At 66.9% G+C, this 11,789-nt stretch carries 11 protein-coding genes and 1 pseudogene; 6 read left to right on the top strand and 6 right to left on the bottom strand.

The genetic code is table 11. The features are described 5' to 3' along the window. The 4 genes from yaaA to LI94_RS04560 form a co-directional block, all read right to left on the bottom strand. The coding region (gene yaaA / locus LI94_RS04575; protein ID WP_046300425.1) for a peroxide stress protein YaaA at window positions 1–527 on the bottom strand (527 nt) is incomplete at its 3' end. After that, entirely contained in the window at window positions 524–1,012 is a 489-nt protein-coding gene (locus LI94_RS04570) for a phosphatase PAP2 family protein (protein ID WP_082105653.1), read from the bottom strand. The genes yaaA and LI94_RS04570, both read right to left, overlap by 4 nt. Before the next feature lie 79 nt (window positions 1,013–1,091). Continuing rightward, window positions 1,092–1,538, bottom strand: coding sequence for an STAS domain-containing protein (locus LI94_RS04565; RefSeq protein WP_024441329.1), 447 nt, complete (start codon window positions 1,536–1,538; stop codon window positions 1,092–1,094). A gap of 99 nt (window positions 1,539–1,637) precedes the next feature. Further along, window positions 1,638–3,593: a neutral/alkaline ceramidase gene (locus LI94_RS04560; protein ID WP_046300424.1), complete on the bottom strand. Its 1,956-nt coding sequence runs from the start codon at window positions 3,591–3,593 to the stop codon at window positions 1,638–1,640. A 194-nt stretch (window positions 3,594–3,787) separates the two neighbouring features. Here LI94_RS04560 and LI94_RS04555 point away from each other — a divergent pair, with 194 nt between their 5' ends. From LI94_RS04555 to LI94_RS04540, 4 genes are all read left to right on the top strand, one after another. Then, the gene (locus LI94_RS04555; RefSeq protein WP_024441328.1) at window positions 3,788–5,068 is read left to right on the top strand and encodes an acyltransferase; all 1,281 of its coding nucleotides are present in this window, start codon (window positions 3,788–3,790) and stop codon (window positions 5,066–5,068) included. 34 nt (window positions 5,069–5,102) lie between these two features. Beyond that, window positions 5,103–5,804 carry a GDSL lipase gene (locus LI94_RS04550; RefSeq protein ID WP_036457407.1) on the top strand — a complete coding sequence of 234 codons (702 nt, stop codon included), beginning with the start codon at window positions 5,103–5,105 and terminating at the stop codon, window positions 5,802–5,804. Window positions 5,805–5,857: 53 nt separating this feature from the next. After that, window positions 5,858–6,835 (top strand): NAD-dependent epimerase/dehydratase family protein, encoded by a 978-nt coding sequence (locus LI94_RS04545; RefSeq protein WP_024441326.1) that lies wholly within the window; start codon window positions 5,858–5,860, stop codon window positions 6,833–6,835. A gap of 70 nt (window positions 6,836–6,905) precedes the next feature. Beyond that, window positions 6,906–7,877, top strand: a complete 972-nt coding sequence (locus LI94_RS04540) for a GlxA family transcriptional regulator (protein WP_024441325.1) — start codon at window positions 6,906–6,908, stop codon at window positions 7,875–7,877. A gap of 16 nt (window positions 7,878–7,893) precedes the next feature. Here LI94_RS04540 and LI94_RS04535 read toward each other — a convergent pair whose 3' ends face one another. Further along, complete coding sequence (locus LI94_RS04535; protein ID WP_046300423.1) at window positions 7,894–9,486, bottom strand: UbiD family decarboxylase; 1,593 nt, start codon at window positions 9,484–9,486, stop codon at window positions 7,894–7,896. Continuing rightward, window positions 9,483–10,124, bottom strand: coding sequence for a UbiX family flavin prenyltransferase (locus tag LI94_RS04530; protein ID WP_046300422.1), 642 nt, complete (start codon window positions 10,122–10,124; stop codon window positions 9,483–9,485). Before LI94_RS04530 ends, LI94_RS04535 begins: the two co-directional genes overlap by 4 nt. A 249-nt stretch (window positions 10,125–10,373) precedes the next feature. Between LI94_RS04530 and LI94_RS04525 the strand changes: the two are divergent. Both LI94_RS04525 and LI94_RS04520 read left to right on the top strand, forming a co-directional pair. Further along, window positions 10,374–11,091 (top strand): annotated as a pseudogene (locus LI94_RS04525) (SDR family oxidoreductase). A gap of 32 nt (window positions 11,092–11,123) precedes the next feature. Continuing rightward, complete coding sequence (locus tag LI94_RS04520; RefSeq protein WP_046300421.1) at window positions 11,124–11,771, top strand: HD domain-containing protein; 648 nt, start codon at window positions 11,124–11,126, stop codon at window positions 11,769–11,771. Window positions 11,772–11,789: the final 18 nt, after the last annotated feature.

Raw genomic sequence — 11,789 nt, 5'->3', positions numbered from 1 at the left:
CAGATGTGTATAAGAGACAGGGAGCCGGATCTCAGGTCGACGACCAGCTCGGCTGCGGCGATCTCGGCCAGCACCGGTTCCAGCACCGGCCGCCAGCGTTTTGCCAATCCCGGTTGTCCCGGCAGCTTGGAGGAGGCCGAGAGGCGGTATGCCGGCACCGGATCCGTTGCCCGCAGCAGCCCGAACAAGGCGGAGCCGACGGCGAGGCGGGCGCCGGCCCGGGCGGCCGCGGCACCGCGCAGCGAGTCGACGTCCAGCGCCTCGTACAACACACCGGTGTAGCGGTTGATCGCCGGCGCGGTGGGAGCGGTACGCAGTGCGGCGTTGCGCTCGATCTCAGCATCCTGCGACGCCGACAGCCCCAGTGCGCCGCGGCTGGCCTCCCGATCAGCCGCCAAAGCCACCAGATCGTCGACCAGCTCCGTCCTCAGACCGGTCAGTTGTGGGCACGACAATGCATCCAGGCGCAGTGGTGGTCCGTCGCCGCCGGCGCGTTTGGTCTCCGACGGGGGCAGCAGCACGATCACAGCGCAGACGTTAACCGAGCCGTTCCACACACCAGCGCGGTGGCGAGCATCGCCGCACCGACGGTGTCGGTGGCGTAGTGGTAGCCGCAGGCCACCAACCCGAGCATGCCCAGCAGGCTTACCAGCGTGGCTGTGGTCAGGGCCCAGCCCCGAGCCAGTTTCGAACCGGCTACCACGACCATCATTCCCAGCACCGCGACCAGCAGCGCGGTATGGCCGCTGGGGTACTCCAGGTAGGGCCCGTTACGCCGGTCGAAGAGGTGCTTGAGCGCCATGGTGATGGCGGTGACGGCGAACGGGCAGGCCAGCACCGCGGCTGCCAGCGCCCACTGCCTGCGAGATACGGCCACCAGCAGGCAGGCCACGGTGACCGCCAGCACCAGCCAGCCGCTGGTGAAGATCAACAGCCACCGGGGTTGCGCGCCGATCAGGGTGCGGGCGGCGTCACCGAACCAGTTGTCGATCGGTGTCGAGCCGCGGCCCACCGCCCAACCAAGAACCAATGTCGCCAGCACACCGACCAGCGGCCACCAGCGCAGGAAGGTGGCGAGGCCTCGACCTATCTCAGGCCGACTTCTTGAACAACGGCAGCAGCATCTGGCGGCGCTGGTCGTTGCCGTCGGCGAGAGCGTGCAGGGCCTGGTCCACCGAGCGCGACGTGGGGAACATAGCGTCCTCGTCGAAGTCGCCGAGAAGTTCGTGCACCGACGAGCTCTCGATAAGGGTCCACTCCACGCCTGCGGCACGGCAGTCACCGTCGAGGACGCACAGCAACCAGATTCCGGCGGCGGCGAACGACGTGACCCCGCTCAGGTCGAGCAGCAGCGGTTCCTTGGCAAGGACGAAGCGCCGGGCATGTTCGCTGAGCTGGTCCACGTTGGTGGCATCGATCCGGCCCCGGATGGCGACCACCGTCGCGAGGTGACGGTAGTGCGCCCGAATCTGCGCCCCGCCGCACTCGATGACCGGGTTGATCCGAGCAGTGCCTCGTGTGGTGATCTCGATTGCCATGCCAGCCCCCGCCTTCCATGTCGATCGCTGTCGGCAGCTGTGCCAACCTCGATGTTTCCCGACGTTATGCGGCGAAGTTAAGGCCTCTTGGGCGTCCGATTAACGCTTTGGTGAGATATCGAACGGCTCGGTCGCTCCGGTGAACGCGCTGATCCGGCCGTCGCGGTCGCGGGCATCGCCGTCATAGCGAAGCCGGTATCGCCCGGCAGCGGTGTTTTCCGGAATCGCCCAGGTCACGGTGATGGTCGATCCGCGCCGGCCGGCGCGTCGCCAGCGGAACATCGTCGACCAGTCGCTGTCGTCGGCCACGGTGCGCCACTGGCCACCGGTTTGGTGCTCCACCCGCACATAGGTGCCGCCGCGGTGCAGGTCATTGTTCGGGTACGCGCCGGCGAACACCGCCGACACCGTGGCGCCCGGCTGGTACGCCGGCAGGGGGGCTTGTAAGACATCGCCGAACTGCTGGCCGCCGACCGGCGCATCCGGCTTCGCCCGGCGCCGCGAGCGTCGCCGACGGGACGGCTCAGCGGGACGCGTGCCCGGGGGCGCCGGCCGTCGATCGCGCATCGCGGAGGCCAGCTCAGCCACCACCTGCTGCAGTGCCGGCAGCTCCCAGCGGCCGAACAGGGTGCTGCCACCCTCGTAGCGCTGTTCGTCGTATTCCTCCGGCGTCGTCACGTAGTGCAGGTAGCCGTTGCTGTAGCCGGCCACCAGCACATCGCGCAGTTCGGCCCCGACGATCTGCGCCACCGTGCGGCGCAACCGCAGGCCCGCCACGATGGTCACTTCGGCCGGAATGCCGATCAGGTACAGCTGCCCGATGCGCAGCAGCTGCACCGGGCCGCCCTCGGGCATCAGCATCGACAGCGCCTTGTTCAGCCGGATGCCGGGACCCACCGCTCCCTTGGGCGCCTGCGCGTCACGCAGGCGCGGGGAGAGCCGGTACACCGTATTGGCGATCAAACTGTCGAATAACCGGTTGCGGCCCTGCTTGAACACCGGGTATGCCGGACCGAAACCTTCGTCGGTGCCGGCCAGGCAGGAGGCACCCGCGATTGCGGGGCCGGTGCGATGGGCCCGGCCGTCGCCGGTGAACTCGGGCCGCACCTCGAAATCGGTCAGGTCGACGTAGGTGGCGCGGGCGTCGAGACCCCCGGTGACCTCGGTGCCGTGTCCCAGGGTCAGTTCGGTGGCCGCAACGGCTTGGCGGGATCCGATGATCCGGGTGTTCTCGAATTCGTCGTCGGTGGGTCCGCTGCCGGGCCGCTGCCCGATATTGGGTGACATGTCCCCGGAGTTGGTCTGGGCGAAGGCCGCGATGAAGTCCGGTGGCGTGGCGGCCAGGTAGTCGACACCGTGGTCCAGGCGCTCGCACTGATAGGCGGCGTAACCCTTGTTATCCCCGCTGATCAACGTGTTGCGGTTGGTCATGGACGTGCCGTGGGTGGCGAACCAGTTCACCGCGCCGACCAGCCGGCCGTCGCGTTCGATGCGCAGCAAGGTGGTCTGCGGGTCGATCTTGTCGGGGAAGTGGGCGCGCTCGGCTTCGGGGTTGCGGGCGAACGACGACGGGGAACGGTTGCTGCTGGCGTCGTGCAACCGGCCCACGGCAAGGCTCAGGCTGGCGGGAGCCAGGTCGGCATGCGCTCTATCGACGGCTTCGCAGATCCCGTCGACGATCGCGTTGAACGTCTGGTGCCGGAACCCGTTGGTGTTGGAGTTGTAGAGCCGGTGGTCGGAGTAGCCACCGGGGCCGCAATGGGTGTGCGTCGCCGTCAACATCACGTTGTGGAACGTGTACAGCTCGCCATAGGTGGCGGCCAGGCGTCCGAGCACCTCATGGTGCACGCTTTCCAGCAGCAGCGGTATCTCGCAGACCACCAGCAGCAGCCGGGTTCCGGTGGCCGGATCGGCGATGACGAATGCCCGCGCGCGCAGCCGGTTGTGCAGTCCATCGGTCTGCTGTTTGGCCACGCCGTAGCCGAGCATTCCGCACTCGGCCGGCTCGCCGGTGATGTCGGCGATTCCGCGCCCAACCTGATAGTCGTCTGGCATCGCTACAGTATTCACAACGGCCCCGTCGGTATCGCCGCCGACGTGCCCGGCTGGTTACTTCACCGGGGACAGGCCCGCTGCTAGTCTTCGATGGCTGCCGGCAACCGGGTTGCGGCTGTCGATCGCCGTGGCGTCGCGGCGGGCCCGCACCCGAGGCAGCCGTGACATGCGATGCCCACCGGCGAAAGAGTGTTGTGCGCAGCGGAGAGATCAAGGCCCTGACCGGGCTTCGCATCATCGCCGCAGTATGGGTGGTGCTGTTTCATTTCCGGCCCCTGTTGCGACTGGCGTCCCCGGAGCTCAGCGATGCGCTCGCCCCGGTGCTCGACCGAGGCGCCCAGGGTGTCGATCTGTTCTTCATCCTCAGCGGTTTTGTGCTGACCTGGAACTACCTGGAGCGCATGGGGGAGACGTTCTCCCTGCGTGCCACGGTGCACTTTCTGTGGTTGCGTCTGGCCCGGGTCTGGCCGATCTACCTGGTCACCATGCACCTGGCGCTGCTGTGGGTGATCTTCACGTTGCATGTCGGGCACGTCCCGACCGAGGACCTGAGCCGGATCACCGCGATCAGCTATGTGCGGCAGGTCCTGCTGGTGCAGTTGTGGTTCGAGCCGTTCTTCGACGGGTCGAGTTGGGACGGGCCGGCCTGGTCGATCAGTGCCGAGTGGCTGGCCTACCTGTTGTTCGGGGTGCTGGTGCTGGCGGTCTATCGGATCATGCGGGTGACCTCGGCGCGCGGGCTGGCGGTGCTGGCGATCATCGCCTCACTCCCGCCGCTGCTGCTGTTGCTGGCGACCGGTCAGTTCTACAGCCCATGGAGCTGGCTGCCGCGCATCGTCATGCAGTTCACCGCGGGCGCACTGGCCTGCGCCGCGGTCCGCAAGATCAGTCCCGCCGACTCGGCCCGTCGCGCCGCAGGGTATTGCGCCGCGCTGCTCATCGCCGCGATGATCGGTGTCCTCTACTACTTCGACAGCCATCCGATCTCGGGGCTCTACGACAGCGGCGGCCTGGTCGATGTGCTGTTCGTGCCGTTGGTGATGGCCCTGGCGATCGGTATCGGCAGCCTTCCCGCGCTGCTGTCCACCCGCGTGATGGTCTATGGCGGGCAGATCTCGTTCTGCCTGTACATGGTCCACGAGCTGGTGCACACGTCCTGGAATTGGGCGGCCAAGCAGTTCGAGATCGTGCTCGAGGAGGGGGCGACCGCGGCCAAGTGGACGGTGTGCGGCCTCGTGGTGGCGGCGACCCTGCTGTCAATGTTGCTGTTCCACGCTGTTGAAGAGCCCGGGCGGCACTGGATGCGCAAGATGATCGGCGCCCGGCCCGACTCGGCCCAGGTGACGCCGACCGAAGATCCTTTGGCGGTCGAACCGGCAGAGCCGGACAACTCGGATCCTGCCAACCATTCGACCGCCTCGGACGACGGTGTCCTCAACGAACCCAAGGTCGCGGTTCCGGCTAGTCTTCGCTGAAGTTGATTGGGGGGAGGTAGCCGTGAGTCGGGTGATGACGTTCGCCGTCGTGATGGTGGCCGGGGTCGTCGCGGTGGTCGCGGGAACCGGTTACTTGGCGCGCGAGCACGAATCGCCGCGCCACTACGAGACGGTGCCGCTGAGTTCCTCGCCTAATCGGATCGCGGTGATCGGTGACTCCTACACCGCCGGCTACGAGGACACCGGCCGCGGCGCGGCGAACTGGACCGAGCGGGCCTGGCAGAACCTGGCCGGACGCGGTGTCTACGTCAGCGCCGACGTGGCGGCCGAGGGCGGTGCGGGTTACGGGGTGCGAGGCAACCGTGGCGGCCTGTTCGGCGACCTGACCCGCCGCGTGGTGCAGCCCGATGACGCCCTGGTGGTGTTCTTCGGTTCGCGCAACGACCAGGACGTCGAGCCGGGCGAACTGGGCCGACTGATCGCCGACACCCTGGGCTTGGCCCGCCGTACCGCGCCGGGGGCGCGGATGCTGGTGGTCGGCCCGCCATGGCCCACCGCCGATGTCCCGGGCAGCGTGTGGCGGATCCGCGATGTCCTCAGCATCCAGGCGCGCGTCGTCGGCGCCGAGTTCGTCGACCCGCTCGCGGAGCGGTGGTTCGTCGGCCTGCCCGACCTCATCGGACCGGACGGGGTACACCCCACCGACGCCGGTCACGCCTACATGGCAGACAAGATCGCACCGCTGATCGCGGGACAGCTTCCCAAACGGACTTAGCGCAAAACCGGACGAAACCGGGCTAGCCTCAGCAGTATTGGCGCATGGACACCATGCGCGTACTGATCACCGGTGGAACCGGATTCGTTGGCGGCTGGACCGCCAAAGCGATCGCCGATGCCGGGCACCGGCCGCGGTTTCTGGTCCGCAACCCGGCGGGCCTGCACAGCAGCGTGGAGCGGCTGGGTGTCGATGTGTCCGACTACGTCGTCGGTGACATCACCGACGCGGAGTCGGTGCGCGAGGCTCTGCGCGGCTGCGACGCGGTTGTGCACGCCGCCGCGGTGGTGGCCACCGATCCACGCCAGACGGAGCAGATGCTGGCCACCAACTCGGCCGGCGCCCATAACGTGCTCGGGACAGCGGTTGAACTGGGCCTGGACCCGATCATTCACGTCTCCAGCTTCACCGCGCTGTTTCATCCGGGCCTGACGACGTTGCGTGCGGACCTGCCGGTGGCCGGCGGCGCCGACGGCTACGGCCGGTCGAAAGCCCGGGAAGATCTCTACGCGCGCGGGCTGCAGGACGCCGGCGCCCCCGTCAACATCACCTATCCGGGCATGGTGCTGGGGCCTCCAGTCGGAGACCGGCTCGGGGAGGCCGGCGAAGGAGTACGGACGGCGCTGCAAATGCATGTCATTCCCGGGCGTGGCAGTGCGTGGCTGGTGATCGACGTTCGCGACCTCGCGGCAATGCACCTGGCGCTGCTGGAGCCGGGCCGTGGCCCACGCCGCTACATGGCCGGTGGTCGGCGGGTACCACCGGGAGAGTTGGCGAGCCTGCTGCAAGAGCTGTCGGGTTCGCCCATGCTCGCGCTGCCGGTACCGGATATCGCCCTGCGGTGGGCGGGCCGCGTCCTGGATCAGGTCGAGCGCGCGCTTCCGATCTCGACTCCGTTCACCGAGGCCGGGATGCAGTACTACACCCAGATGCCCGAATCCGATGACACTCCCGCCGAGCGCGACCTCGGCATCGTGTTCCGGACCCCCCGGGAAACGCTGGCCGACACCATTGCCGGCATCCGCGGCTAGCCGCCCACCCGGCCCGCTCCGGCCAGGAGTTTGTTGAGGATCGGTGCAGCAGTCGCGACATAATGGCAGCGTGACTGACGCCGGCGCCGGGGCACGGTTGGTGGTGATCGTCGTCTTCGACGAGGTGACGATGCTCGATGTCGCAGGGGCAGCCGAAGTATTCGTCGAAGCCACGCGGTTCGGCGCGAACTACGTGGTCAAGATCGCCTCGGTGGACGGCCGTGACGTGACGAGCTCGATCGGTGCACGGCTGGGTGTCACCGACAGCCTTGCCGCCATCGAGTCCGCCGACACCGTCTTGGTCGCCGGCGGCGACTATCTGCCCCGGCAGCCCATCGATCCCGCACTTGTTGAGGCCGTCAGGTCGCTGGCCGGCCGCACACGGCGGCTGGCGTCCATCTGCACCGGGTCGTTCATCCTGGCGCAGGCCGGCATGCTCAGCGGCCGTCGTGCCACCACGCACTGGCACGACGCCCGGTTGCTCGCGCGGGCATTCCCCGACATCTCGGTCGAGCCGGACGCCATCTTCATCCGGGACGGCGACGTCTACACCTCGGCCGGCGTGTCAGCCGGTATCGATCTTGCGCTGGCGCTGGTCGAAATGGATCACGGCAGCAAGCTGGTTCGCGAGGTCGCGCGATGGCTGGTGGTCTATCTGAAACGCGCAGGCGGACAGTCGCAATTCTCGGCGCTGGTCGAGGCCGATCCGCCTCCGGAGTCTGCGCTGCGCAAGGTCACCGATGCGATCGCGGCTGACCCGGCCGCCGACCACAGCGTGACCGCTCTCGCCCGGCGCGCCGCCTTGAGCAGCCGTCAACTGACGAGGCTGTTTCAGGCCGAGCTCGGGACCACCCCGGCACGTTACGTCGAAACGGTACGTATCGATGCCGCCCGTGCCGCGCTCGATGCCGGCCACAGCGTCACCGAGTCCGCGCATCGAGCAGGTTTCGGCAGTCCCGAAACTCTGCGTCGGGTATTCACCGACCACTTAGGTGTGTCGCCGAAGGCCTACCGGGATCGGTTCCGCACGACGGTCCGTTGAGGCCGTTGCCACGGTTCTACACCGCCGGAAACCGCCTGCTCAGCTTCGCCAGGGTCAGCATTTCGCGACCCTTGTCGTCCAGGTAGGGGATACCGATCCCATACTCTGCCCACCGGGCTGCGATTCGGGCCTCCAGTTCGGGAGCAAGCCGGTCGGTCGGCGGGAACCGGCGCCCACCCCACACTTCCCGGGGCTCGATCTCCCAGCTGCGGGTGGCGTCGACGAGCACCCGGGTCCATTCGCCCGCGCCGTACTTGTTGGCGTCGTTGCGTTCCGGTGGAGTCGACGGATCCAAGGAGGACCCGAATCCTGGTCCGAAGAACGCGATATCGCCCAGACCGGCATTGACCCGGTATGACATGGCCCAGTCCAGCGCCACCGGGTCATGCAGATCGATGTCCTCCTCGACGACCACGACGTTCTTGTGGAACCACACCGCACCGCCGGTTCCCCACAACGCGGCGGCGATCTGTTGCGGATGGCCCCGGTAGCGCTTTTGGATCTGCACCAGGGTGTTCTGACCGTTAGTGACCTCTGTCATCCATAGGTCGGTGATGCCGCCGATCCCGATGTCGTCGAGCGCGTTCCAGGTGATTGCCGATCGTGCGAAGTTGAGGATGCTGTCCTCGTTCAGCATTCCGGGCCGGATGCCCTCGAGGGTTCCGCGTAGCAGCGGATCGTTGCGGTGAGTGATGCGGGTGACCCGCAAGACCGGTGCGGGTGCGGCATCGCCGATGAAGCCCGGGTACTCGGCGAACGGTCCCTCCATGGCGAAGTTCGCCGGGTCGGGATCGATATACCCTTCGACCACGATCTCCGCCGATGCCGGTACGTGCAGGGGAACCGACTCGCAGGCGACCAGATCGACCGGGCGACCGAGTAAGGCGCCCATCATGTCCCATTCGCAGATGCTCTTCGGGAACGGGCTGCCGGCGCAGAACGGCAGCACGTCATGCCAACCGTAGACGACGGCAACCGGCATCGGCTCGGGCTTGTACTCCGCCATATGGCCGCCCCAACCCTGGCTCGGCACCAGGAGTTTGGCGATCTTGTCGCGGTCGATGATCATGCCCCGGTACAGGCCGATGTTGTCGCGGCCCGTGACCTTGTCTTGGGTGACCACACCGCAGTAGGTGTCGATGTAGCGGCCACCGTCTTCGCCATGCCACTTCGGTACCGGGAGCTCATTCAGATCTATGGCGGCTCCCTCAACGATGTTCTCCTTGACTGGACCCGTCTGAACCACGCGCGGTGGAATGGGGTTCTTGAAGGCATCTCGAAGATGCGCCACGATCTGCGAATCACTGGTGCCCTCGGGCAGCCCCAACATCAGCAGGATCTGGCGCCGGCTGCCGAGCGCCGACGTCACGAGCTTGGTGCATCGGGTGTTGTTGTGTCCGATGATGTTTTCGAACAGCAACGCGGGCCCGCCCAGGGAGAGGTTGGCACGGGTGATCGCTCCGATCTCCTCGTTCCAGTCGACCGGAGCGGTGATGCGACGTAATTGGTCCGCAGCCTCCAGGGTGGCGAGCCAGCTGCGCATATCCGGACCGCTATCGCCCGGTGCAGCGATGTCGGTTCGACTGGGAAGCCCTGTGGCGGATGTCATTTCGCTCTCCTCACTATCGTCAGCCGAGCTGCCGCCTCGTCGGATTCACCGCTCGCAGCGTCGCCGTTCGCGGTCGGGTGCGGTCCGTCCTTCCAGCGGTTTATCAGCGAGTGTTCTATTCCGAGCTGATCGATGACGCGACCGACCACGTAGTCGGTCACCTCGTCGACGGAGCTGGGCCGGCTGTAATAGGCGACGGTCGGCGGGAAGATCACCGCGCCCGAACGCGCCAGGTAATGCATGTTCTCCAGGTGAATCTCGCTCAGTGGCGCTTCCCGCGCGACCAGAACCAGCTTGCGTCGCTCCTTGAGCGTGACATCGGCGGCACGGGTGATCAGGTTGTCGCTGAAGCCGATTCGGATGGCGCTCAATGTCTTCATGCTGCACGGGCACACGACCATGCCGTCGGTGCGGAAGGACCCGCTGGAAATGGCTGCCGCCAGATCCCTGGCGCTGTAGCTGTGGGTCGCCAGTGCGCGGACCTCGGCCACGGTGGCATCGGTCTCGATTTTGATCGTCGCGCGTGCCCACTCGCTGAGGATCAGGTGCGTCTCCACCCCCAACTCGCCCAGCGTTTCCAGAAGTCGGATGCCCAAGGCGGCGCCGGTTGCTCCGGTCAGAGCGACTACTAGGCGCATCGCTGTCCTCCTCCCACTCGATCGCCCGGCCCCAACGCGGCGGGGAACCACCTGGGCGAACTGCCGCCAGTCTGGTGCGGTCGCCAAGCTGTCGCGACGGCCAAATCCGCCGTGAATCCCACAGATTCAGCCACGTGTTCCGAGCCGACGTTTGTCTGAATCTGTGGGATCTGCGGCAGATCAGCCACGGCTGGTTCACCTGCTCACCACCCAGAATGGATGGCGAGTGGCGAGCGGAGAGGAACCCCGATGCCTGAGACCAGACGGCGAATGTTGATCACCGGTGCATCCCGGGGCATCGGGCGGGCAGTGGCCGACCGCCTGGCGGCCACCGGCGTCGAACCGATCGGTATCGCCCGCACGGCACCCCGCGACTTCTCGGGAGCGTTCTATTCGGTAGACCTGGCTGACCGCTCGGCCACCGCGAGCGCCCTGGAGACGATCCTCGCCGACGGCACGGTCGATGCGGTCGTGAACAACGTGGGCTTCGCGCGCTTCGGCCGGATCGGCTCGGTGGACCTCGATCACCTGTTTGAGACCTACGACCTGAATGTTCGCAGTGCCGTACAGGTGGTTCAGGCGGTGTTGCCCGGCATGCTCGACCGCGGCTGGGGCCGCATCGTCAATGTCACCAGCCTGACCACGCGGGGCACTCCGGAACGTACGCCGTATGCGGCGGCCAAGGCGGCGCTGGAAACCTGTACGCGGATATGGGCGCGGGAAATCGCCCAGACCGGAATCACGGTGAACGCGGTGGCGCCCGGCCCCACGGAGACCGAGATGTACCGCGAGCGCAGCCCGGTCGGGTCAGAGCGGGAAAGTGCACTCCTGCAGAACATTCCGATGCGTCGCGTCGGAAAGCCGGCCGAGATCGCCCATGCGATCTGCTTTTTTGTTGGACGAAGACGCCGGATACATCACCGGGCAGACCATCGGAGTAGACGGCGGCGGAAGTCTCGCCGGATAAGCACCTGTCGTGAAATGAAAGGAACCAGATCAATGACCAGAGCAGTTGACACCATCGCCGGCGTTGCGATTCCCGACACTGCGCTGGTGCGGGAGACCACCGAGTACATCCGCGACGTCGAAAGCGACCTGCTGTTTCATCATTCCCGCCGGGTTTTCCTCTTTGGGGCGCTGCACGGCCGCCTACGCGGTCTGACACCCGACTTGGAACTGCTGTACGTGGGGGCGATGTTTCACGATTTGGGCTTGACCGAGCGCTATCGCGATTCGCAACTGCGCTTCGAGGTGGACAGTGCCAACGCCGCCCGCGGCTTCCTGCTGGAGCGCGGCATCGACGAGTCCGATGCTCGCAAAGTCTGGTTGGGTATCGCGTTGCACACCACCCCGGGTGTGCCCGAGTTTTTGGATCCAGAGATCGCACTGGTCACCGCCGGCGTCGAAACCGATGTGCTCGGCATCGGCCGCGCCGAGCTGCCGGCGCATCTGCGCGACGCGGTGACCGATGCGCACCCGCGGCCGGACTTCAAACGCCGGATCCTGCAGGCCTTCACCGAAGGTGTCCGGCACCGCCCGGACAGCACTTTCGGCACGGTGAACGCCGACTTGCTCGCGCACTTCGACCCGTCTTTCGTCCGCGGCGATTTCGTGGAGACCATCCTGGGCAACGGTTGGCCGGAGTAGTGCGGGCAACCGCATTAC

Origin of the sequence: Mycobacterium sp. UM_Kg27, assembly GCF_000972905.1 — a bacterium.
Taxonomy (GTDB): Bacteria; Actinomycetota; Actinomycetes; order Mycobacteriales; family Mycobacteriaceae; genus Mycobacterium.
This window is presented reverse-complemented; position numbering and strand designations above follow the sequence as displayed.

Coding starts and splice junctions, on each gene's coding strand:
- LI94_RS04565 (WP_024441329.1), bottom strand. CDS start 1,538: ATGGCAATCGAGATCACCACACGAGGCACTGCTCGGATCAACCCGGTC.
- LI94_RS04560 (WP_046300424.1), bottom strand. CDS start 3,593: ATGCCAGACGACTATCAGGTTGGGCGCGGAATCGCCGACATCACCGGC.
- LI94_RS04550 (WP_036457407.1), top strand. CDS start 5,103: ATGACGTTCGCCGTCGTGATGGTGGCCGGGGTCGTCGCGGTGGTCGCG.
- LI94_RS04545 (WP_024441326.1), top strand. CDS start 5,858: ATGCGCGTACTGATCACCGGTGGAACCGGATTCGTTGGCGGCTGGACC.
- LI94_RS04535 (WP_046300423.1), bottom strand. CDS start 9,486: ATGACATCCGCCACAGGGCTTCCCAGTCGAACCGACATCGCTGCACCG.
- LI94_RS04530 (WP_046300422.1), bottom strand. CDS start 10,124: ATGCGCCTAGTAGTCGCTCTGACCGGAGCAACCGGCGCCGCCTTGGGC.
- LI94_RS04520 (WP_046300421.1), top strand. CDS start 11,124: ATGACCAGAGCAGTTGACACCATCGCCGGCGTTGCGATTCCCGACACT.